We start from the raw sequence: 20,882 nt of genomic DNA, 5'->3' as shown, positions 1-20,882 counted from the left end.
CGTCTCCTCCTGTTGCCTTGCAACAGTTCCAGCCCATCACCACGAACGTGCACCGGACAGGGACCGAAGCGCCCCGCGAGGCGGGTCTTTCGTCACTGGGAGCCGGAACCCGCCAGTGGTGATGATGGGTGACCAGCTGCGAGGAGGAGGACGGCATGACGAACCGGGTGCTCGACCTCGACGGCCTCGATGCGCTCGTCGGGCTGCTGCGGGCCGACGGACGCGTCGTCGTCGGACCCGTCCTGCGGGATGGCGCGATCACTCTGGCCGAGGTGGAGTCCGTCGCGGACCTGCCGAGCGGCTGGGGTGTCGAGACAGGTCCCGGCCACTACCGGGTGCGCCGGCGTGCCGACACCGCGATCTTCGGTCATTCGGCCGGGCCTCAGTCCTGGAAGCGGTTCCTGCACCCACCGCGCCGCTCGCTGGTCTCCAGCGACGGCGACGGGTTCCACCCCGCGCGAGACGACACGCCGAGCTACGCCTTCCTGGGGGTGGGGCCCTGCGACCTGGCGGCGATCACCAAACTCCGCCAGGTCATCGGTGGACGGGCACCGTTCGTGGTGGCGGCCCAGTGCACCGAGCCCGGCGAGGCGTGCTTCTGCGCCTCGATGGGATGCGGGCCCGCCGCCGGCGCCGGGTACGACATCGCGCTGACCGAGCGGGTGGACGAGGAGGGACAACGGTTCCTGGCCACCTCGGGCAGTGCGGCCGGGGGCGCGCTACTGGCCCGCGTACCGGCTCGCGACGCGTCCCCGCAGGACGTCTCGCTGGCCGAGCAGGACGTCGAAGCGGCCACGCGACGCATGGGCAGGGCGATGCCCGAGCTCGACCTGCGCGACCTCCTCACGGCCAGCCGGGACTCCACGCACTGGGAAGCCGTCGCCGAGCGGTGCCTCGACTGCGGGAACTGCACGATGGTGTGTCCGACCTGCTTCTGCGTCTCGGTCGAGGACACCACGGACCTCGACGGCAACGCGGAACGCGCCCAGCGGTGGGCGTCCTGCTTCGAGATCGACTTCTCCTACCTCCACGGCGGTTCGGTCCGCACGTCCGGTGCCGCGCGGTACCGGCAGTGGATGACGCACAAGCTCAGCACGTGGTACGACCAGTTCGGCACGTCCGGGTGCGTCGGTTGTGGACGGTGCATCGCCTGGTGCCCCGCGGGGATCGACATCACCCAGGAGGCGGCGGCACTCAGCACGGCGATGGAATCTCGTGGTGAACAACGATGACCATCCCGATCACGGAGCTCGACGCTCTCCCGTTGTTCACCAACCTCTCCCACACCCAGCGCGCGGCCATCGCGGGAGCCGCCCGGATCGAGAGCTACGAACCGGGCACCCGGTTGTTCGACGAAGGAGGTCTCGCCGACCAGTGCTGGGTGGTGCTGACCGGCTGCGTCCTGGTGGACACCGATCTGCCGGTGCGCGGCAGGGTCGGGGTGCAGAGCATCGGCCAGGGCGAGCTTCTCGGCTGGTCGTGGCTGATGCCGCCGTACCGGTGGCACTTCGGCGCGACGGTCGTCTCACCGACTCGGGCTGTGGTGGTCGACACCGCGGCCTTGCGGCGGCTCGCCGACGAGGACCCCGCACTGGGCTACCAGCTGTCCCTCGCCCTGATCAACGCACTGGTGAACCGGTTGCAGGCGACCAGAGGCCGGTTGCTCGACCTCTACCGGAACCCGTCATGACGTGGGTGCCGACGCCGTACCGCGTGGTGACGAGAACTGTCGAGACGCACGACTGCGTGACGCTCGCACTGCGGCCGGTCGGTGAGTCCCTGCCCACCTTCCGGCCGGGGCAGTTCGCCATGCTCTACGCGCACGGTGTCGGTGAGGTGCCCATCTCGATCAGCGCGATCCCCGGTGACGGCACGCTCGTGCACACGATCCGCGCGGTCGGCGCGGTGAGCAGGGCTCTGCACGACACCGCGCCCGGCACGGTTCTCGGGGTGCGCGGCCCGTTCGGAACGGCGTGGCAGCTCGGCGGCACCGAGGACCTGCTCGTGGTCGCGGGCGGCATCGGGCTCGCCCCGCTCCGGCCGGTGCTGAGCCACCCGAACCAGCGAACGGTGCTCATCGCCGGCGCTCGCACACCACAGGACCTGCTCTACACCGCCGAACTGGCACGGTTGTCCGATGTGGACACGGTGCTCACCGTGGACCACGGTGAGCCCGGCTGGCACGGCCGCATCGGCTTCGTCACCGAGCCGCTCGCCTCGATCCCCCTGGCCCCGGACCGCACCACCGCTCTGCTGTGCGGGCCTGAGCCGATGATGCGGTTCTGCGCCAGGACTCTGCTCAGCCGCGGGGTTCCGGCCGAACGAATCCAGGTGTCGCTGGAACGCAACATGCAGTGCGGTTCCGGTCTCTGCGGCCACTGCCAGCTCGGACCGTTGCTGCTGTGCCGTTCGGGGCCGGTCGTCGGTTACCCGGTCGCGGAACCGCTCTTGCTCGCGAAGGAGCTCTGATGCCGACCATCGCCGTGTGGAAGTTCACCTCGTGTGACGGCTGCCAGCTCACCCTGCTGGACTGCGAGGACGAGTTGCTGCCGCTGACCGAGCACGTCCGGATCGCGCACTTCCTGGAGGTCACGAGCGTCAGCGAGCCAGGTCCGTACGACATCTCGATCGTCGAGGGATCGGTCACCACGCCCGAGGAGGCCGACAGGATTCGCTGGATCCGGGAGCAGTCCGCCGTGCTGGTCGTCGTGGGCGCGTGCGCGACCTCGGGTGGCATCCAGGCGTTGCGGAACTTCGCCGACGTCAGCGAGTTCCGCTCGATCGTCTACGCCCGGCCGGAGCACATCGCGACGCTGGACACCTCGACCCCCATCTCCGCGCACGTCACCGTGGACCACGAACTGCGCGGGTGCCCCATCGACAAGGGGCAGCTGCTGGAGGTGCTGAGCGCGTTGCTCGCCGGTCGCGCGCCCGACCTGCCGGACACCAGCGTCTGCACCGACTGCAAGCGCCGCGGGCTCACCTGCGTCATGGTCGCGCACGGCACACCGTGCCTCGGGCCGGTCACGCACGCCGGCTGCGGTGCTCTGTGCCCTGCCGTCAACAGAGGCTGCTACGGCTGTTTCGGTCCGATGAACCAGCCGAACGTGCCCGCCCTCGTGCCGTTGCTGCGGCGTAGCGGCATGGGCGACGACGAACTGCACCTGGTGTTCCGCACCTTCAACGCCAACGCGGAGTGGTCATGACCCATCGCGCGAACCGCACGCTGCAGGTCTCCGGCCTTGCCAGGGTCGAAGGTGAAGGCGCGCTCCACGTCCGCACCGTCGACGGCGAGGTCGACCGCGTCGAGCTGAACATCTACGAGCCGCCGCGGTTCTTCGAGGCCTTCCTGCGCGGCCGTGACTTCCGCGAACCACCGGACATCACCGCCCGCATCTGCGGCATCTGCCCGGTGGCGTACCAGATGAGCGCGTGCCTCGCGATCGAGGACGCGTGCGGTGTGGACGTCGGCGACGCGGTACGGGCGCTGCGCCGGCTGCTGTACTGCGGTGAGTGGATCTCCAGCCATGCCCTGCACATCTACCTGCTGCACGCGCCGGACTTCCTGGGGTTCCCGGACGGCATCGCCCTCGCGCGAGAACACCGCGCCGCGGTCGAACGCGGACTGGTGCTCAAGAAGGCGGGCAACCAGATCATGGACCTGGTCGGTGGGCGCGCGATCCACCCGGTGAACGTGCGGGTCGGTGGGTTCTACCGCGCGCCGACGCCGGACGAGCTCCGCCCCTTGGCCGAGACGGTGCGCAAGGCCCTGGACCACGCCCTGGCCACAGTCGAGTGGGTGGCGGGTTTCGACTTCCCGGATCTTGAGGTTCCACACGACCTCATGGCCCTGCGCGATGACGACGGCTATCCGCTCGACCGCGGCAGCCCTCACGTCAGCAGCGGGCTCTCCTTCCCCGTCGCGGAGTTCGGTGACCACGTGGTCGAGCACCAGGTCGCGCATTCCACGGCACTGCACGCGCGGCTGGACGACCGGTTGTTCCTGGTCGGCCCGCTCGCGAGGTACAGCCTCAACTCGGACCGCCTCTCCCCCGTCGCCCGCGAAGCCGCTTCGTCGGCAGGGCTCGGACCCGTGTGCCGCAACCCCTTCCGCAGCATCGTGGTGCGAGCGGTCGAGGTGGTGTACGCGGCCGAGGAGGCGTTGCGGATCATCGGCGCCTACGAACACCCGGACGCCCCCTGTGTGGAGGTCGGTCCGCGTGCCGGCGTCGGGCACGGTGTCACCGAGGCGCCACGAGGCCTGCTCTACCACCGTTACGAGCTCGACGCGGCGGGCCGGATCGTCAGCACCGACATCGTGCCGCCGACGTCGCAGAACCAGTCGGCCATCGAAGCCGACGTGACCAGCGTGGTCCGGTCGCACCAGCACCTGGACGACCACGCCTTGCAGTCGTTGTGCGAGCAGACGATCCGCAACTACGACCCGTGCATCTCCTGTTCCGCACACTTCCTCGACTTCACCAGGGAACGGGCATGACCTCCGTGGTCATCGGAGTCGGCAACGAGTTCCGGCGCGACGACGGCGTCGGACCCGCCGTCGCCCGCGCGGTGGCGGCATCCGGTGTCCACGCGGAGATCAGCGACGGAGATCCGGTCCGCCTGATGGAGGCGTGGGACGGCGCCGCGGTCGTCGTGATCGTGGACGCCGTGCTCTGCACGGACGCGATACCGGGTCACTGGCACCGCACCACGTTGCCGCACACCGTTCCGGCGGCCAGTTCGCACGGGCTCGGGGTGCCGGAGGCCGTGGAACTGGCCGAGGCGCTCGACCGCAGGCCAGAACGCCTGGTGATCTACGCCGTGGAGGTGGCCGACATCAGCTTCGGGACCGGGCTGACTCCCGCTGTCGCGGCGGTGGTGGCACCGCTGACCGCGTCGGTGCTGGCGGAGTTCCCCGAGAACACGCGGTCCGCCAGGGACCTGGGCCACTCACGACGACGTGCCGCCGGTGCGAAATTCGCGCAGGGCAGGCCACCGGAACGGCGGGAGCGGCGACCGTGATCACGACCGTACGCATCGAGGTGCACGGCGCCGTGCAGGGCGTCGGGTTCCGGCCGCACGTGTTCCGGCTCGCGACCGAACTCGGCATTCGCGGCGACGTGCGCAACGTCGGCGGGCACGTCGTGATCACCGCGTGCGGGCCGCCGGACGTGCTGGACGCGTTCCGGCAGGCGTTGCGCCAGCGCGCACCACGGCACGCCGACGTCCACCGCATCAGCGTCACCCCGCACGCCGACGTCAGCCACGCCGGTTTCCTGGTGCTGGACAGCGCGTTCGCGACCGGACCGCGCACGATCGTGCCCGATCTGGCGACCTGCGACGCCTGCACGGTGGAACTGTTCGACCCCGATGACCGGCGTTACCGGTATCCGTTCGTCAACTGCACCGACTGCGGACCGCGGGCCACCATCGTGGACTCGCTTCCCTACGACCGTTCGCGCACGTCGATGCGGGGCTTTCCCCTGTGCGCGTCGTGTTCGGCCGAGTACCACGATCCGGCCGATCGGCGCTTCCACGCGGAACCGGTGGCGTGCCCCGAGTGCGGGCCGCGCCTGCGGTGGCGTGGAGTGCTCGGCGACGAGGCCCTGCACCTGGCCACCGCGACGATCGCGAACGGCGGCATCATCGCCGCCAAGGGCATCGGCGGCTACCAGCTGATCTGCGCGGCCGGGGACGAGGACGCCGTCGCCCGGTTGCGCGAGCTCAAGCACCGGCCGCGCAAACCGCTGGCGGTGATGGTGCGCGACCTCGTCCAGGCACGTGCGCTGGCCGAGGTGGACGAGGAGGCGGCCGGGCTGCTGCGGTCGGGCTCCGCCCCGATCGTCGTCCTGCCGTCGCTCGCGGGAGGGCTCGACATCGGGCTCTTCCTGCCGTACAGCCCACTGCACCACCTGTTGCTCCACGACCTGGCCCTGCCGCTCGTGGTGACCAGCGGCAACAGGTCCGGCGAGCCCATCGTGATCTCCGACGAGGAGGCCGAGGCGACGCTCGGCCCGGTGGTCGACGGCATCCTCTCGCACGACAGGCCGATCCTCGCCCGCTACGACGACTCCGTGGTCCGTGCCGGGCGGATGGTGCGCAGGGCAAGGGGGTTCGCTCCGGAAACCCTGTCGTTGCCCGTGTCGTCACCGAAGCCCGTGCTCGCGTTGGGCGCACAGCTCAAGCACACGACAGCGCTGGTGGTCGGCGATCGCGCGGTGCTCGGACCGCACACCGGCGACCTGGAGAACGCCGAGGCGCTCGCGGCTTTCGAGCGCACCGCGGAGACGTTGAGCCGCTGGCAGGGCACAGTCCCCGAACACTGCGCGCACGACCTGCACCCCCGGTACCTCTCGACCCGGTACGCCCAGCGGTGGCCGCGCGACCGCCGGATCCCTGTGCAGCACCACCACGCGCACGTCGCGGCCACCGCGGCGGAACACGGAGTGCGCGGCCGGTTCATCGGAGTCGCGTACGACGGCCTGGGGCTGGGCGACGACGGCACGCTGTGGGGTGGCGAGGTCCTGCTGGCCACCTACCGGGAGTACCGGCGGGTCGCCCGGTTCGGCCGGGCGCCGTTGCCGGGAGGCGAAGCAGCCGTCCGGCGGCCGTCCCGGATGGCGCTCGGATACCTGCACGGCGCGGAGGACTTCGGCGCACCGTCCATTCCGGACCATCGGCCGGCGCGGGAGACCGACCTCGTGCGCCGCATGATCGAGCGGCGGGTGAACAGCCCGCTCGCGTCGAGCGCGGGACGGCTCTTCGACGCGGCGGCCGCGATGCTGGGTCTGTGCGAGGAGAACTCGTACGAGGGCGAAGCGGCCGTGCTGCTGGAAGCCGCGGCCGCCGGGCACGACGGGCCGCCGTTCGACTGGAAGCTGCACCGGCGCGACGGGATGTGGGTGTACGACCCGGTGCCGACGTTGCGCGACCTCGTCACCTGCGGTGATCCCACCGGCGTCGCCGCGGCCCGGTTCCACACCACGATCGGTGAGGTCACCGCTGCCCTGGTGCGCGAGGTCGCGGGCGGCGTGCGGACCGTGTGCCTGGGCGGCGGGGTGTTCCAGAACCGCAGGCTCGTCGACGCCGTCTTCCGCGAGCTCGCGGACTTCGAGGTTCTCGTCGGCGAGCGCGTGCCGGTCAACGACGGCGGGATCAGCTACGGACAGGCCGCGGTGGCGGCAGCACTGCTGGCAGAAGGGATCAGCTGATGTGCCTGGGGATTCCCGGACGGATCGTGACGCTCGACGACACCGAGCCCCGCTCGGGCACCGTCGACTTCGACGGCCTGCGCCGGCCGGTCTGCCTCGCCTACACCCCGGAAGCGGAGGCGGGCGACTACGTGATCGTGCACGTCGGCTTCGCGATCACCGTGGTCGACGAGGAGGAGGCGGCCAAGACGCTCGCCGTGCTGCGGGCGATGCCGGACGCGATCGAGACGGAGCTGGGGCCGTGAAACACCTGCAGGAGTACCGCGATCCCGTGCTGGCCCGGCGCCTGCTGGCGGAGTTGCGGGCCACCGCCACGGCACCGTGGACGATCATGGAGGTCTGCGGTGGCCAGACGCACACCATCGTGCGGCAGGGCATCGACGAACTGCTGCCCGCCGGCATCCGGATGATCCACGGGCCGGGCTGCCCGGTGTGCGTGACGCCGCTGGAGACCATCGACCGGGCACTCGCGATCGCCGCCCGGCCCGAGGTCGTCTTCACCAGCTACGGCGACATGCTGCGCGTGCCGGGCACCTCCGGTGATCTGCTCACCCTCAAGGCCCGCGGCGCGGACGTGCGGGTCGTCTACACGCCACTTGACGCCGTCCGCATCGCACAGGAGAACCCCGGTCGTGAGGTCGTGTTCCTCGCCGTCGGCTTCGAGACCACGGCTCCCGCGAACGCGATGGCGGTGCTGCACGCCGCCTCCCTCGGTGTCGCGAACTTCAGCGTGCTGGTGAGCCATGTGCTGGTGCCGCCCGCGATCACGGCGCTGATGGACGAGCCCGGCACACAGGTGCAGGCGTTCCTGGCAGCCGGCCACGTCTGCGCGGTCATGGGCTGGACGGAGTACGAACCGATCGCGCTGCGGTACGGCGTGCCCGTCGTGGTCACCGGGTTCGAGCCGCTGGACCTGCTCGAAGGGATCCTCATGGCGGTGCGGCAGCTCGAGGAGGGACGCGCCGAGGTCGAGAACCAGTACGTCCGCGCGGTACGCCGCTCCGGCAACCTCGCCGCGCAGGAAGCCATCCGGCGCGTCTTCCAGGTGACCGACCGGACGTGGCGGGGTATCGGCATGATCCCCGCGAGCGGTCTGACACTCAGCACCGAGTTCTCCGGCTACGACGCGGAAACCCGGTTCGCCGTCGGTGACCTCGTGACACGCGAGTCGCCCGACTGCATCGCCGGGGACATCCTGCGCGGCACTCGCCTGCCGACCGACTGCGCCGCCTACGGGCGCACCTGCACCCCGAGAACGCCGCTGGGCGCGCCGATGGTGTCCAGCGAGGGCACCTGCGCGGCGTTCTTCAACGCCGGCCGAACTCTGGAGCACCGATGACACCGTCCTGCCCCGTCCCCCTCGTGGAGACCGAACGCGTCCTGCTCGGCCACGGCTCCGGCGGTCAGCTGATGGCCGAACTGCTCGCCGAGGTCATCGCCCCCGAACTCGGCCTCACCGGCCCGCTGGAGGACGCCGCCCTGATCGGACTGGACCAGGTGTTCAGCACCGACAGCTACGTCGTGACACCGCGGTTCTTCCCCGGCGGCGACATCGGCTCGCTCGCTGTGCACGGCACCGTGAACGACCTCGCCATGCGCGGTGCCCGGCCGATCGCGCTCAGCCTCGCCTACATCATCGAGGAGGGCCTGCCGATCGCCGAACTGCGCGACATCACGCACTCCGCCGCGGCCGCCGCCCGAGCGGCAGGGGTCCCGATCGTCACCGGCGACACGAAGGTGGTGGGCCGGGGCGCGGCCGACGGCCTCTACATCACCACGACCGGGGTGGGGGTCCGGCTGCGCGACGCGTGGCCGTCCGCCGCCCGCGCCGCGCCGGGTGACGTCGTGCTCGTGTCAGGACCGATCGGCCTGCACGGCATCACGATCCTCAGCGCTCGCGAAGGCCTCGGCTTCGACGCCGACGTCTCCTCCGACAGCCGGCCGTTGCACGAACTCGTGGCCGCCATGATCGCGGCGGGCGGCGCGGACGTCCACGTGCTGCGCGATCCCACGCGCGGAGGCCTTGCCGGCTCGCTCAACGAGATCGCCTCCACCTCCGGGGTGTGTGTCGAGATCGACGAGTCGGCCGTGCCCGTGCCGGTGCCCGTCGCCGCGGCGTGCGACCTGCTCGGGCTCGATCCGCTGCACGTGGCCAACGAGGGCTGCCTGGTGGCGTTCGTCGCGCCTGACTCGGCCGACGCCGTGGTGGAGGCGATGCGCGCGGTGCCGGAGGGTGCGGAGACCACGATCATCGGCGAGGTGACGCACGGGGCGGCGGGCCGCGTTCTCGCCCGCACACTGGTCGGATCGTCGCGCGTCGTCGACGTGCTGGTCGGTGAGCAACTGCCTCGGATCTGCTGATGGGTCCGCGTTCGGCACGCCCCGCCCCACCCGCCTCGCGAACGAGCACAGGACGGGGTAGCCGGTCGTGGTCGGCGCGGCGAGTGCCGACCACGACGTCGTGCTGGTGGGCCGGCCGGCCGTTGGTGAAGTCCCCCTGGCTGAGGTGACAGCGGCACCGGGGAAAGGCGCCGCGGCCGTGGCGCCCTTCTTCGCCTCCGGGACACTAGTCGTCGTGGTGGACGTGATCCATCTGTTCCGCCAGCGAAGGCCGTACCAGAAGCACCGGGCACGTCGCGTGCCGAAGGACCGCCTGGCTCGTCGAACCCAGCAGCATTCCTCTGAGGCCACCGGTGCCACGTGACCCGACCACGAGCAGGGACGCGCTCTCGGCGAACTCCAGGAGCCTGCTGGCCGCTGATCCGTGCACGACGTGCCGTTCCACCCTCACACCGGGATGACGGTGCGCACACGCGTCCAGCCGCTGCCTCACGGTCGCGTCGCGAACGATGTCGAGCTCGGACCACACGATGCCGACCGCCTCGGCGATCCGCGCGTTGTGCATCGGCGGGTGCCAGGCGTGCACGGCGACGACGGAGGTACCTCGGGCTTCGGCTTCCGCGAACGCGCGGTCCAGCACGAACCAGTTCTGCGGAGCACCGTTGACACCGACGACCACTGGACCGTCAGGCGCGCGATCGGCGCCCCTGACCACGACGACCGGGCACATCGAGTGGCAGGACAACGCGACGGCGATCGAGCCGAGCACCAGGCCGGTGAACCCTCCCAGGCCTCGCGAACCGACCACGACGAGCGCGGCGGTCGCCGACTCCTGCTCCAGCAACCAGGCGGGCGTGTTCACCTCGACGCGCGTCTGGATCTCGACGTCCGGTGCGACCTCGTTCGCCTCCGAGATGGCCTTCTGCACCCATGCCATCGCCTCCTCGTGCAGCGCGGCGCGAGCCATGCCCGTCATGTCCAGCGCGTCGGCCGGCAGCGGTAGCTCGGCGTGCACGATGCGCAGTGCCGCGCCGCGCCGGACGGCCTCCTCAGCCGCCCAGGACACGGCACGTTGCGCGGAGTCGGACCCGTCCACCCCGACGACGACGATGTTCGAATGTCCGATGGGGATGGTCATCCGGATCACCTCCCGGTCCAGTCGGGGGCGATCCGCCGCCACTCGCCGGCCCACCGGCGCAGGCGGATCCGCTTGTGCGCGAAGGTGGTGGCGACGTACAGCAGTGCCATCGTGCCGGTCACCGCGCCCCAGAGCAGGAAGGCGAGGATGATTCCGTTGATCGTGGCGCCCTCGTTCGTCATCGGGGGCAGGGCCGCCCCGCCGGTGTCGTCGATCCAGATCGGCACCTTCGCGCCGGCCTTCGCGTCGTAGTGCGCCTGCACCACGCCCTCACGGGCGCTCCCGTCCCGCAGCCGCCATCTGGCCAGGACGGGTGTCGACTCGACGACGCCGCCGCGTTCCGTGGAGCCGATCGTGGGCGGCGCGTCCTCGACCAGGACCGCGTCGACGCGGTGCCTGCTCACCTGCTCGACGGCGACTCGTGTCCGATCCTTCGCGTAGGTCTCGGAACCTGTCGCCCCCGCGACCGGAACGGCGAGCAGCGACACCGCGACTCCCAGTGCCAGCACCGCACCTTCGATCCGGTCACCGGTCGTCGCAAGCTTGTTGCGGTAGGGGAAGGCTTGACGGACGAGTCTGGTCATCGGTTTCGCGGTCATGGTCCACCTCCGGCACCAAGATTTCCGGGTGGACGAGGCGAACCCCAGAGACCTTGGTCTCGACCCCGATGAGCCCGTGGTCTCGACTGGAACGGAGTCCCTGTCCGGTGTTCACGGCCGGAGCGCCGGAGAAGTCTGGAACAGACTTCGAGTCCAGGGAGAACGTCATGACCACGCCATTCCTCGTCGCCGACCAGCAGCGGTACGCCGACGTCCGGGACCGCCGGCTCGCTGTGATGCTCGCCGAGGAGGACGCGGCGGAGGAGCTCGGCCTGAATCCGCTGGAGCGTGTCTCGTGCCGGCTGCACCGCCGATGGCTGCACCACTGCGTGCACTCCCCGGACCACGTCATCAAGATCACCGGACACCGGTGGTGCCGCGAGTGCTCCTCGACCGCGTCGGTCGGCGTCGACGAGCTGACCGGTGACGTCCTGGTGCGGTGCGAAACCTGCCGCGAGGTGCCCGGGACCGCGGCCACCCGGCAGATCGTCCGCACGTGCCGGGCGAGTCTCGCAGCGGCCCAGGGCTTCTTCGCCGACCAGACGATGGCTGCCGCGAGGGCGAAGTGACCAGCAGTTGCTGCGTGACCGGTGCTCGCGGACGCGTGCGTGCCGCGGTGCCCAGGCGGTCGAGCTCACCGGACATCCACCTCACCGGCCCGGTGCGGCGCCCTCGCGCTGGCGGTGCACCGGTACCCCTTCGACAGGCGGCGTGGCGACAGCGTGATCTCCAACGCGGTCACCTCGCGATACTCGATGGCGCCGAGCACCCGGCCACCCCGCGGTGAAGTGCGTCTCCGCATCCGTCTCCCAGCAGGCTGGCAGCGTCGGTTGCGACATCACCTGGTGGACGTGGGGCGACGGCACTACTTCTTGGCCACGATCGGCCTCGTCGCCACCTCCCTCGCCCTCATCGCGTGGCCTCCGCGAGGTCGCGATCCGTGACCGGGATGACGACGACTGGGACGTGCGCGTGCCGTACGCAGTGCAGGCTGGTCGAGCCCAGCACGATCTGGCGGACCGCATGGCCGGTGCGCGAGGCGACGACCAGCATCGCCGCGCCCTCCGACGCCACCTCCAGCACCTCGGCCGCGTATCCCCGCTGGCTGCGCCGGATGATCTCGGGCAGCTCGGTGCGGCCGGCCGACACCCTTCGCAGCGCCTCGTCGATCAGTGCCTCCGACTCCCGCCTCGCCCGCTCCACGGTGTTCTCCCGCCAGTCCGCCACCGGCTCGTAGTCCCACGCGTGGATGACGTTCAACGGGCAGCCGCGCACGACCGCCTCGTCGATCGCCCACCCGAGTGCGCGTTCCGACGCCCGCGTTCCATCGACACCCACGACGATCGTGGCCGAAGTCGTGCTCATCGGAGCCTCCTCTCGCGTCAGTGCCTGAGCTGCCGCAGGAACGGGTCGGTCCACCGGTACTCGGCCACGCGCACCCTGGCGTCCATGACCAGGCATCCGGTGTCCGTCACGACCAGCGGATTGATGTCGAGCTCGACGATCTCGGGGACCGCGCCGGCGAGTTCCGCCACGCGCAGCAGGACGTCGCGCACCGCCTCCGCGTCCACATCAGCGAGCAACCGGCCCGCCGAGCGGAACCCGTGCACGAGATCGTCCGCGTCCACTGTGGACAATGGAGCGAGCGCGGCGGCACGATCGTCGAAGACGTCGGTTTCCACGCCGCCGAGCCCGGTGACCACGAGGGGGCCGAACTTCTCGTCGGTGACGACACCGACCAGCAGTTCCCGGCCACCGAGCACCATCGGCTGCACGAACACGCCGCGCAACCTGTCACCGAAGCGGTCCTGGAAGCCGCGGAACGTTTCCGTGACCGCGCTCTCACCCTCGACCGAGAGCACCACTCCGCCATCCTTGCTCTTGTGCACAAGGTCCTCCGCCACGGCCTTTAGCGCGACGGGCGCGTCATAGGCCCGCTGGGCCGCCACGGCGTGCTCAGCGGTCGTGGCGAACGTTCCTCCGAGGACCGGCAGGCCGAACGCCTTCAGCAGCCGCACCACCTCGTCCGGTGGCAACCAGCCTTCGGGATTCCTGGCCACGATCCCCTGCGCGGTTCCGAGATCGATCCCACCCAGCTCCGCGAACTCCCTCGGCCGGGCGAGCCACTGGCCGCGTTCGGCCAGCCGGGCCAGCGCCGCCGCGGCTCGGGCGGGCTCGGGGTAACAGGGCACCTCGTCCGGTAGCCGCTCGGTCTGACCGGTTCGCACGGCGAGGACGGGCTTGCCGGGGATCCGGTGCACGCCACCCGTCGGGTCACCGAGCGCGGTCGGGACGGTCACGGTGATCACCGCGGCGACCGCCGGATCCGCACCGATGACGTCCAGGCACCGCGCGAACCTGTCGTCGTCGACGACCGCCGTGGTGTCGACGGGGTTCTGCACGCTCGCCGTGGTGGGAAGCAACTCCCGCAACGACTTCAGCGTCTCGTCGGACAGTTCCGCCATCAACAGGCCCTCCCGGGTGCAGGCGTCCGCCGCCAGCACGCCGAGACCACCGGCGTTGCTCAGCACGGCCACCGACCGGCCGCCGGGCACCGGCTGCCAGCTCAGCGCCATCACCGCGTCGACGAGCTCCGGGACGCTGTCGACCGCGATCACGCCCGCCTGCCGGAACAAGGCGTCACGGGTGACCGACGGCGTCGCGGTCGCGGCGGTGTGCGAAGCGGCGGCACGCTGTCCTGCCTCGCTGCTGGCCGCACGGATCGCGAGCACCGGCTTGAGACCTGCGACCTCGCGAGCCAGGCGCGCGAACTTGCGCGGGTTGCCGAAGGACTCCAGGTACAGCGCCACGATCCGGGTCTCCGCGTCCTGCCCCCACCACATCAGCAGATCGTTGCCACTGACGTCGAGCTTGTCCCCGGTGGAGACCAGGCTCGACAGGCCGAGACCGAGCCGCCGCAGCTCCTCCTGCACCGCGATCGCGACGCCACCGGACTGGGTGACCAGGCCTATGTCGCCCGCGAGTGTGCTGTGGGCGGCGAACGTGGCGTTCATCCGCACGGCCGGCGAGCTCGTCGAGACTCCGAGGCAGTTGGGTCCCACAAGCCGCATCCCATGTGTGCGAACGACTTTCAGCAGCTCCTCCGCATCCACACCCGACGAGATCACAACGAGCGCACGCACGCCACGGCGTCCGCACTCGTCGGCGACGCCAGGTACCGCTTGTGCCGGTACGCACACCACGGCGAGTTCCGGCGCCTCGGGCAACTCGCTGACGGACGCGTAGCAGTCCACTTTCGCGACCGACCTGGCGTGCGGGTTGACCGCGTACAGGTCACCGGTGAAGTTGCCCTCCACCAGGTTGCGCAACACGACGTGCCCCACCGAAGCCGGCGACCGGCTCGCGCCCACCACCGCGATCGAACCGGGACGCAGCACGTGGGCCAGACTCGCCACATCGGCGGCACGTTCCCGTTTCGCAACGGCGTCGAGGTAGCGGTCGCAGGGCTCCAGACCGAGGTCGACGTGCACGACGTCACCATCGGGTACGACCGTCCACACCAGACCCATGTCGGTGAAGACCCGCAACATCCGGAAGTTGATCGCGAGGACTTCCGCCGTGAAGCGGCGCACGCCCCGCCCACGTGCCAGGGACACCAGGTGTTCGAGCAGCAGGGTGCCCACGCCGTGAGTCTGCTCGACGTGGGACACGACCAGCGCCACCTCGGCGCCGTCGGACTCACCGACCGCCACGTAGCTGGCCGCGCCCAACAGCTTCTCGCCCCGCAACGCGCCGACGACCACGTGCCGCGGTTCGTCCGGGGACACCATGCGCTGCACGAAATCCTCGAGCTGGCGCGGTGAGGTGCTGAAGAACCTCAGGTACTGGTCCTCGGTCGGGAGCGACCGGTGCAGGTCGAGCAACGCCACGACGTCGCCCGGTCCCAGCTCGCGCACCATCACGACCGTGCCGTCGGTGAGAAGTGCCCGCACCGGCACCGGTTGCAGATCCATGTCGATCCTCTCAGAGGGGTTCGGCAAGCACGAAATAACCTTCTTCTTCCTGCGCGAAGTGCAGTCTCAGCACCGCGTCCAGGCCGTAGAGGGTGGCGCGCAGGTCGTCGACCTGGTCCGCGGTCATGCCGGCGGGCTCGGCGAGATGCCTGCCGAGCCTGCGCGCCAGCAGTTCGATCTCGGCGTGGCCACGGCTCATCGTCACCGTGGCGTTCTGGTCGTCGAACTCGGCCGACAGCACCGGGTAGAGCTCGTTCTCCTCGGCGCGTTCGTGAGGCAGCAGCCGCTCGGTCAGCAGCCGGTGCGCGCGGCGCACCGTCGCCGCCGCGTCATCGGTCATACCCGCGCGCAGGCTGTCCGCGGCCTCCCGCACTGCCTCGCGGACGTCCCGCAGCGCTGTGTGTTCCGCGTCGAACCGCTCCAGCAACCTCGTCGTGTCCGGACGCAGCTTCGCGCGTCGCGGCGGAAGGAGCGCACGCAACGAGTAGACGATCACCGCGACGTCGATGGCCTCCTGGACCAGTGCACCGCCCACCGGGGGCAGCAGCCCGAAGGCGGCGAATCCCATCGCCACGAGCGCGAGTCCCATACCGGAGGCCGCGCTCTGCGTGGCGATGCGCCGAGCGCGCGCAGCGATCTCCAGGCCGTCGGCGAGCCGGTCGATCCGGTCGTCCAGGATGATCGCGTCGGAGGCCTGGGCGGCAGCGGCACTGCCGCGGTTCCCCAGCGCCACACCGATGTCGGCGGCAGCGAGCGCCGGGGCGTCGTTGATGCCGTCGCCGACCATCATCGTCACTCCGCCGGACCGCTCCTCACGGACCCGTGCGACCTTGTCTTGCGGCGTGCAGCGCGCCACGACGTCGTCCAGCCCCAGCAGCCCTGCGACGTCCTGCGCGACCGACGGCCGGTCGCCGGTGAGCATCACGACCCGGCGCAGGCCGGCCGCGCGCAGGCGCCGCACCGTTCTCGTCGCGTCTCGCCGCACCGGGTCTCGCAACAGCACGGCACCGACGAACCTCTCGTCGGCTTTCACCCACACCACCGTCGCCGCGTCCAGCCTCGCCCTTCCGGCGACCGAGTGCTCCCAGTCCTGGACGGGTTCCCCGTCATGACCGCCGACGAAGACCTTGGACACCCCGACCTGCCCGTGGACACCACGACCAGGCTGCTCGTACACGCCGGAGGCCGGTTCCACCGCCAGCCCCGCCGTTCTCGCCGCCTCCACCACCGCCGGGGCCAGCACGTGTGTGGACATCTGCTCGACGGCGGCGGCGATCCCGAGCACTTCAGGCGCCGTCCAACCGGGCGCCGGCACCACGTCCACGACGACCGGCCTGCCGACGGTCGCGGTACCCGTCTTGTCCAGCACCGCGATTCGCGCGCTGCCCAGCGCTTCCAGCGCCTGGCCGTCCCGCAGGACGACACCGACGCGGGCGGCGCGCGACATGCCGGCCGTGATCGCGATCGGCACCGCGAGGAGCAACGGGCACGGGGTCGCCGTCACCAGCACGGCGACCGCGCGCGTCAACTCGCCGGACACCACGGCTGCCAGGCCTGCCACGGCAACGGCGACCGGCAGGAACACGGCGGCGATCCGATCCGCGACGCGCACGATCGGCGCGCTGGTGGCCGCCGCTTCCTCAGCAAGTCGCACCACTCCGGCGTAAGTGCTCTCACTCGCCGTGGCGACGGCCTCCAGGTCGACCGCGGACCCGACCGCCACGACACCGCTGCGCACACGTTCACCGCGCCGCCGCGGCACCGGTTCCGGTTCACCCGTCAGCGCTGACTCGTCGAAGGTCGCGTCGCCGAGCAGGACCGAGTCCACGGGCACGACTTCACCGGGACGCACCACCACCTCCTGGCCTGGCACCACGTCCTCCACGTCGACCTGGAGAAGCCCTTGGCCCTGACGCACATGGGTGTGCCTCGGCGCGCGCTCGAGCAGCGCACTCAGGTCCCGGCGCGCCCGGCGCCGCGCGTACTCGTCCAGGGCGTGGCCGGTGCCGACCATCACGGCGACGACCGCACCGGCGAGGTACTCACCGACGACGAGTGTTCCGACGAGAGCGAGCACAGCGAGGACGTCGGCACCGAACCGCTTGGCGCGCAGGTCCTCGACCACCCACCACACCGCGGGCACGACGGCCGCCGCGGTCGCGACAGCCCACCAGATCCGCGCATCGTCCGGATCCTGGAACCACACCACTCCACCCGCCGCCGCGGTGAGCACGACGGCAGCGAGGAAGAAGTGGCCGATGCGCGGCGTCACGACAGCGGTCCAGGAGTCAGCGGCGCCACGGCCTCGGCCGCGGGCGGCTCCTGCTCGACCTTCGGCTCGCGGAGCACGACGACCGGGCACGACGCGTGGTGCACGCAGTGGGAACTGACCGAACCGAGTACCACCTCCGCGATCGGCCCGGCGCCGCGGCTGCCGACCACGAGCAGTTCGGCGTGCTCGGACGCGTCGGTGAGAACGGTCCTCGGATCGCCCTCGACGAGGATCCGACGGATCTCGACGCCGTCGAACCCCTCGACCGCCTGGTCGAGCACCGCCTGCTGGGCGGCCCGCGCGCTCTCCGGTGACATCCGCATGCCGACTTCGGCCGGCAACGCCCCGATGACGATGCCGCTGTCCGGGCGCCACGCGGAAACCGCATCCACCCGGCAACCACGCCGCCGCGCGTCCTCCACCGCCCACTTCAGGGCCATCCGAGCGGCGGCTGACCCGTCCACACCGACCACGACCGGCCGGGATTCGTTCTCACTCATGTACTTCAGCCTCGCGGCCGGCGTGGCCTCCGATGAGTGCCGGCGGTCCCTCAGGCCGCAGGACCTTCGGCCTCGCAGCCGACACCGCCGGGGGCGGTCACCCGGCCGGTTTCAGTGCGACCGGGCCCCAGCACACCCGCCGGCGCGATCAGCGGAAACGTCCGCGAACACGCCGGCCTGGCAGAGTGACGGGCGTTGCCGTGCTCGCGTCTCCCCGGCAGCAACCCGATGGTGAGCGCCGTCGGGCGGTGAACTTCGCCCGGTCCGCCCGGGCGAGCAGTGCGGATGTGCTCGCCGGTCTCGTGACGTTGGTCCCTGCCACCGCACAGGTCGCGGAAGCCACGCTCGTCACGAGCGATAGGAGAAAGCGATGGGGACACCGGTGATCCTGGTGGGCGTGGACGGTTCCGCGCCCTCGCGCGCGGCGCTGCGGTGGGCGTTGCAGGAGTCGAAACGCCGTGGTGCCACGGTGGAGGCCCTGCTGGCCCACCAGCACGAGCCCGTGTTCGTGCCGGCCACTTCGATGGCGCTGCACCCGTACGGAGAACGTCCGCAACGGCATCCCGCGGAAGACCTTCATGCCGCTGTCGAGCAGGCACGCGCGACCGTTCCCGACGCACCTGGCGTCACGGAGACCGTCGTCGCCGGCAACGCCGCACACGAGCTCGCGGAAGCTTCCCGGCGCGCGGAACTGCTGGTCGTCGGCACGCGCGGCTGGGGCGCGGTGCCGCAGGCGCTCCTGGGCAGTGTCGCCGCGAGATGCCTTCGCCACGCGGAATGCCCGGTCGTGATCATTCCGCCGCGTGCTGTGCGGTGAGCGACGGCCTCCTCTCACTCTCCGCAGGAGGCCGTCGGTAGTCCTCTTCCAGTAGGACGCAGGGCTCGGCGAAGTGGCAGGGCTGCTCGTGCTCACCGCGGTTCTCGTGGTGGGTGGGCCACCCAGCTCTGGTGCCCGGCCAGGATCCAGCCCTACAGCGCGTGTGAATCCCAAGGCCAGGAAGCTACCGACCCTCTTGTCCAGCCTCATTCCCGCCGTGGTTCCAGCGTTCCGCACAGTCGGTCGTCCTGATCAGCGGAGGCAGCGGGGTGAGCGGTCTGTTCCGGAATCTTCCCTGAAGGCCTCACCTCGGTCCCGAGTTCCGCGGCGAGCGCATCGAAGATCGGTGTACTCGTCATGTCGACCACCTTCCGACATCGCTTGTCGGCAGGTAAGGGGCCAAGCACGGGTACCGCCGATGTCCCGTCCGCCCCACGTGCGTGGCGAACGACGTACCCGGTGCCGCCGTCAGTCGTGCGGTGGCGCGAACGGGTCGGACGGCTGCCAGGCCACCGGCAGCACCATCTCCACGTCGTCCCGTGCCGCAAGTGCGGACAGGCGGAACAGGGTGACGTCCAGGTCGTCGGCCAGGTACGGCAGTGGGCGCAGAGGCCTGTCCAGCGGGGCGAAGAAGTCGTCCCAATGCACCAGCACCACGCGCCACGCGCCGGTCGCGCGCACGACCTCGTCCCAGTAGGCCTCGACGTATCCCGACGACTGTTTGCCCAGCGTGCCGACGCCGAGGTACACGACGTCGGCACGTGTGCCGTGTAGCGCGCCGGGCCGGAAACCCGCGCTGGCGTGCAGCAGAACGGTTCCCAGCGGGTGGGACGCGAAGACGGAGTAGACGGCACCGGTCCGCCACTCCCGGCTGGGACGCGGCGGAACCAGCGGGGCGTCGACCGTGCCGGGATGGCGATCGCCCGGACTGTGGTCGGACTCCACGAACGTCAGCTCGAACGCGCCACGTGTGAGCACATCGCCGTCGCCGACGACCACCAGGCTCCGGCCGGGCACGCCGAGGCCGCGTCCGATGTTCGCGGTGGACTCCGAACCGACCAGGTCCGCTCCGGTCAACGAGGCCCACACGGGCGCGTCCAGCGCATGGTCGTAATGCGAGTGCACGCACACCACGGCGGCAATCGGCGGCGAGCCCAGTCGTTCGATCGCCTGCCGGACCAGACGCTGGTCGGGCGCGATCCTGCCCAACGCGACCCTGGCCAGGCCGGGCCTGGTCACGAACCCGTCGCTGAGCACCGCGGTGTGCCCGTCGCTCAGCAACACGGAGCTCGTACCGAGGAACCACGCCGTCACGCCGGCCCCGGTCGAGCCGGGTCGCACCAGCGCCGCGTGCCGCCGCAGGTCCGGACGGCTCAACCAGAACCTCATCCGCTCATCATCGCGGACCGGGCAGGCCGCCTCGGCCAAGAGCCCGTCGTGGCACGGACGCAGGTCCCTGTTCGGCGTCGCCTCTCACCTCGTCGCTGGAACACGACCACGACCGCCCCGGCATCAGCCTGGCGCCCGGCCACCCCGGACTCCGCCGACGATCAGTTGTGCAGCCTGAGCAGGCGGTTGTGCAGCTGGGCCTGGACGGCGTCCACCGCCTCCTCGAACGTGCCCGCCTCGGCCTTCCCGATCACCGGTGTGCCGTTGACGTCCAGGTTCACGTGCACCGAGATCGTGCGCGGTCCGGTCGTGGTGAGCCGCACCCGAGCGAACTCGGTCGGGTGCGGCGCGTAGCGGGCCAGCGGTGCGATCTTGTCGTGCGCGTACTGCTTCGCCTGGTCCTCGATCCGGTCGTCGAGCTCGACGACGACGTTGGCGATCTCTGTTGCGCCTGCGTGCCTCATCCGAACCTCCATCGACGTGATACCCGAACTCTCGCCGGGACCGAGCCCCGCGGACAGGTCCGGAAGAGCCGGGTGCGGCGGGACCTGGGTCCCTGTCACCGGATGCCCTCGGACAGTGCCGTGGCAGGCGCGTCGAGTGGAGAAGCACGCGAAGACTCGGCAACGCAGGCCGGACGCG

The 20,882-nt window shown here is 70.9% G+C and carries 21 protein-coding genes; 12 read left to right on the top strand and 9 right to left on the bottom strand.

The genetic code is table 11. The features are described from left to right. Nucleotides 1–128: 128 nt before the first annotated feature. Genes ACIRG5_RS24845 through hypE form a run of 10 tightly spaced genes read left to right on the top strand, consistent with a single transcriptional unit; the run spans nt 129 to nt 9,572 of the window. The gene (locus tag ACIRG5_RS24845) at nt 129–1,232 is read left to right on the top strand and encodes a 4Fe-4S dicluster domain-containing protein (protein WP_402908473.1); all 1,104 of its coding nucleotides are present in this window, start codon (nt 129–131) and stop codon (nt 1,230–1,232) included. Continuing rightward, nucleotides 1,229–1,690, top strand: a complete 462-nt coding sequence (locus ACIRG5_RS24840) for a cyclic nucleotide-binding domain-containing protein (protein ID WP_402908471.1) — start codon at nt 1,229–1,231, stop codon at nt 1,688–1,690. Before ACIRG5_RS24845 ends, ACIRG5_RS24840 begins: the two co-directional genes overlap by 4 nt. After that, nucleotides 1,687–2,469, top strand: a complete 783-nt coding sequence (locus ACIRG5_RS24835; protein ID WP_402908469.1) for an FAD/NAD(P)-binding protein — start codon at nt 1,687–1,689, stop codon at nt 2,467–2,469. Before ACIRG5_RS24840 ends, ACIRG5_RS24835 begins: the two co-directional genes overlap by 4 nt. After that, the gene (locus ACIRG5_RS24830; protein ID WP_402908467.1) at nt 2,469–3,206 is read left to right on the top strand and encodes an oxidoreductase; all 738 of its coding nucleotides are present in this window, start codon (nt 2,469–2,471) and stop codon (nt 3,204–3,206) included. Before ACIRG5_RS24835 ends, ACIRG5_RS24830 begins: the two co-directional genes overlap by 1 nt. Next, the gene (locus ACIRG5_RS24825; protein ID WP_402908465.1) at nt 3,203–4,498 is read left to right on the top strand and encodes a Ni/Fe hydrogenase subunit alpha; all 1,296 of its coding nucleotides are present in this window, start codon (nt 3,203–3,205) and stop codon (nt 4,496–4,498) included. The genes ACIRG5_RS24830 and ACIRG5_RS24825 overlap by 4 nt, the downstream gene beginning before the upstream one ends. Beyond that, nucleotides 4,495–5,022: a hydrogenase maturation protease gene (locus tag ACIRG5_RS24820; protein WP_402908463.1), complete on the top strand. Its 528-nt coding sequence runs from the start codon at nt 4,495–4,497 to the stop codon at nt 5,020–5,022. Before ACIRG5_RS24825 ends, ACIRG5_RS24820 begins: the two co-directional genes overlap by 4 nt. Next, the gene (gene hypF / locus ACIRG5_RS24815; RefSeq protein ID WP_402908461.1) at nt 5,019–7,211 is read left to right on the top strand and encodes a carbamoyltransferase HypF; all 2,193 of its coding nucleotides are present in this window, start codon (nt 5,019–5,021) and stop codon (nt 7,209–7,211) included. The genes ACIRG5_RS24820 and hypF overlap by 4 nt, the downstream gene beginning before the upstream one ends. Continuing rightward, nucleotides 7,211–7,456, top strand: a complete 246-nt coding sequence (locus tag ACIRG5_RS24810) for a HypC/HybG/HupF family hydrogenase formation chaperone (protein WP_402908459.1) — start codon at nt 7,211–7,213, stop codon at nt 7,454–7,456. The genes hypF and ACIRG5_RS24810 overlap by 1 nt, the downstream gene beginning before the upstream one ends. Then, nucleotides 7,453–8,550 (top strand): hydrogenase formation protein HypD, encoded by a 1,098-nt coding sequence (gene hypD / locus ACIRG5_RS24805; protein WP_402908457.1) that lies wholly within the window; start codon nt 7,453–7,455, stop codon nt 8,548–8,550. Before ACIRG5_RS24810 ends, hypD begins: the two co-directional genes overlap by 4 nt. Next, nucleotides 8,547–9,572 (top strand): hydrogenase expression/formation protein HypE, encoded by a 1,026-nt coding sequence (gene hypE / locus ACIRG5_RS24800; RefSeq protein WP_402908455.1) that lies wholly within the window; start codon nt 8,547–8,549, stop codon nt 9,570–9,572. The genes hypD and hypE overlap by 4 nt, the downstream gene beginning before the upstream one ends. A 205-nt stretch (nt 9,573–9,777) precedes the next feature. Here the strand turns inward: hypE and ACIRG5_RS24795 are convergent, their stop codons facing one another. Beyond that, complete coding sequence (locus ACIRG5_RS24795) at nt 9,778–10,689, bottom strand: universal stress protein (protein WP_402908453.1); 912 nt, start codon at nt 10,687–10,689, stop codon at nt 9,778–9,780. A 5-nt stretch (nt 10,690–10,694) separates the two neighbouring features. Then, the gene (locus ACIRG5_RS24790) at nt 10,695–11,288 is read right to left on the bottom strand and encodes a hypothetical protein (RefSeq protein WP_402908452.1); all 594 of its coding nucleotides are present in this window, start codon (nt 11,286–11,288) and stop codon (nt 10,695–10,697) included. A gap of 167 nt (nt 11,289–11,455) precedes the next feature. Here ACIRG5_RS24790 and ACIRG5_RS24785 point away from each other — a divergent pair, with 167 nt between their 5' ends. Continuing rightward, nucleotides 11,456–11,857 (top strand): hypothetical protein, encoded by a 402-nt coding sequence (locus tag ACIRG5_RS24785; RefSeq protein WP_402908450.1) that lies wholly within the window; start codon nt 11,456–11,458, stop codon nt 11,855–11,857. Between the two features lie 65 nt (nt 11,858–11,922). Here the strand turns inward: ACIRG5_RS24785 and ACIRG5_RS24780 are convergent, their stop codons facing one another. From ACIRG5_RS24780 to ACIRG5_RS24760, 5 genes are all read right to left on the bottom strand, one after another. Continuing rightward, nucleotides 11,923–12,090 carry a hypothetical protein gene (locus tag ACIRG5_RS24780; protein WP_402908448.1) on the bottom strand — a complete coding sequence of 56 codons (168 nt, stop codon included), beginning with the start codon at nt 12,088–12,090 and terminating at the stop codon, nt 11,923–11,925. Between the two features lie 107 nt (nt 12,091–12,197). After that, nucleotides 12,198–12,653: a universal stress protein gene (locus ACIRG5_RS24775; protein WP_402908446.1), complete on the bottom strand. Its 456-nt coding sequence runs from the start codon at nt 12,651–12,653 to the stop codon at nt 12,198–12,200. 17 nt (nt 12,654–12,670) lie between these two features. Next, the gene (locus tag ACIRG5_RS24770) at nt 12,671–15,262 is read right to left on the bottom strand and encodes a GNAT family N-acetyltransferase (protein WP_402908444.1); all 2,592 of its coding nucleotides are present in this window, start codon (nt 15,260–15,262) and stop codon (nt 12,671–12,673) included. A gap of 10 nt (nt 15,263–15,272) precedes the next feature. Beyond that, nucleotides 15,273–17,534 carry a heavy metal translocating P-type ATPase gene (locus tag ACIRG5_RS24765; RefSeq protein ID WP_402908442.1) on the bottom strand — a complete coding sequence of 754 codons (2,262 nt, stop codon included), beginning with the start codon at nt 17,532–17,534 and terminating at the stop codon, nt 15,273–15,275. Further along, nucleotides 17,531–18,034 (bottom strand): universal stress protein, encoded by a 504-nt coding sequence (locus ACIRG5_RS24760; RefSeq protein WP_402908440.1) that lies wholly within the window; start codon nt 18,032–18,034, stop codon nt 17,531–17,533. Before ACIRG5_RS24760 ends, ACIRG5_RS24765 begins: the two co-directional genes overlap by 4 nt. Before the next feature lie 370 nt (nt 18,035–18,404). Between ACIRG5_RS24760 and ACIRG5_RS24755 the strand changes: the two genes are divergently transcribed. Then, on the top strand, nt 18,405–18,851 hold the full coding sequence (locus ACIRG5_RS24755; RefSeq protein ID WP_402908439.1) for a universal stress protein: 447 nt from the start codon (nt 18,405–18,407) through the stop codon (nt 18,849–18,851). 468 nt (nt 18,852–19,319) lie between these two features. Here the strand turns inward: ACIRG5_RS24755 and ACIRG5_RS24750 are convergent, their stop codons facing one another. Together ACIRG5_RS24750 and ACIRG5_RS24745 are read right to left on the bottom strand one after the other, a co-directional pair. After that, nucleotides 19,320–20,240: an MBL fold metallo-hydrolase gene (locus ACIRG5_RS24750; RefSeq protein ID WP_402908438.1), complete on the bottom strand. Its 921-nt coding sequence runs from the start codon at nt 20,238–20,240 to the stop codon at nt 19,320–19,322. Nucleotides 20,241–20,401: 161 nt separating this feature from the next. Further along, a complete protein-coding gene (locus ACIRG5_RS24745; RefSeq protein ID WP_402908436.1) occupies nt 20,402–20,704 on the bottom strand; it encodes an HPF/RaiA family ribosome-associated protein in 303 nt (100 codons plus the stop codon). Between the last annotated feature and the right edge of the window lie 178 nt (nt 20,705–20,882).

The sequence above is a fragment of the Lentzea sp. NPDC102401 genome (assembly GCF_044765805.1).
Lineage (GTDB): Bacteria > Actinomycetota > Actinomycetes > Mycobacteriales > Pseudonocardiaceae > Lentzea > Lentzea sokolovensis.
This window is presented reverse-complemented; position numbering and strand designations above follow the sequence as displayed.

What these genes read in the sequence shown, in the direction of transcription:
- ACIRG5_RS24825 (WP_402908465.1), top strand. Translation starts at nt 3,203, where the DNA reads ATGACCCATCGCGCGAACCGCACGCTGCAGGTCTCCGGCCTTGCCAGG.
- hypE (WP_402908455.1), top strand. Translation starts at nt 8,547, where the DNA reads ATGACACCGTCCTGCCCCGTCCCCCTCGTGGAGACCGAACGCGTCCTG.
- ACIRG5_RS24780 (WP_402908448.1), bottom strand. Translation starts at nt 12,090, where the DNA reads ATGCGGAGACGCACTTCACCGCGGGGTGGCCGGGTGCTCGGCGCCATC.
- ACIRG5_RS24840 (WP_402908471.1), top strand. Translation starts at nt 1,229, where the DNA reads ATGACCATCCCGATCACGGAGCTCGACGCTCTCCCGTTGTTCACCAAC.
- ACIRG5_RS24775 (WP_402908446.1), bottom strand. Translation starts at nt 12,653, where the DNA reads ATGAGCACGACTTCGGCCACGATCGTCGTGGGTGTCGATGGAACGCGG.
- ACIRG5_RS24745 (WP_402908436.1), bottom strand. Translation starts at nt 20,704, where the DNA reads ATGAGGCACGCAGGCGCAACAGAGATCGCCAACGTCGTCGTCGAGCTC.
- ACIRG5_RS24810 (WP_402908459.1), top strand. Translation starts at nt 7,211, where the DNA reads ATGTGCCTGGGGATTCCCGGACGGATCGTGACGCTCGACGACACCGAG.
- ACIRG5_RS24835 (WP_402908469.1), top strand. Translation starts at nt 1,687, where the DNA reads ATGACGTGGGTGCCGACGCCGTACCGCGTGGTGACGAGAACTGTCGAG.
- ACIRG5_RS24790 (WP_402908452.1), bottom strand. Translation starts at nt 11,288, where the DNA reads ATGACCGCGAAACCGATGACCAGACTCGTCCGTCAAGCCTTCCCCTAC.
- ACIRG5_RS24820 (WP_402908463.1), top strand. Translation starts at nt 4,495, where the DNA reads ATGACCTCCGTGGTCATCGGAGTCGGCAACGAGTTCCGGCGCGACGAC.
- ACIRG5_RS24755 (WP_402908439.1), top strand. Translation starts at nt 18,405, where the DNA reads ATGGGGACACCGGTGATCCTGGTGGGCGTGGACGGTTCCGCGCCCTCG.
- ACIRG5_RS24795 (WP_402908453.1), bottom strand. Translation starts at nt 10,689, where the DNA reads ATGACCATCCCCATCGGACATTCGAACATCGTCGTCGTCGGGGTGGAC.
- ACIRG5_RS24785 (WP_402908450.1), top strand. Translation starts at nt 11,456, where the DNA reads ATGACCACGCCATTCCTCGTCGCCGACCAGCAGCGGTACGCCGACGTC.
- ACIRG5_RS24760 (WP_402908440.1), bottom strand. Translation starts at nt 18,034, where the DNA reads ATGAGTGAGAACGAATCCCGGCCGGTCGTGGTCGGTGTGGACGGGTCA.
- ACIRG5_RS24750 (WP_402908438.1), bottom strand. Translation starts at nt 20,240, where the DNA reads ATGAGGTTCTGGTTGAGCCGTCCGGACCTGCGGCGGCACGCGGCGCTG.
- ACIRG5_RS24830 (WP_402908467.1), top strand. Translation starts at nt 2,469, where the DNA reads ATGCCGACCATCGCCGTGTGGAAGTTCACCTCGTGTGACGGCTGCCAG.
- ACIRG5_RS24770 (WP_402908444.1), bottom strand. Translation starts at nt 15,262, where the DNA reads ATGGATCTGCAACCGGTGCCGGTGCGGGCACTTCTCACCGACGGCACG.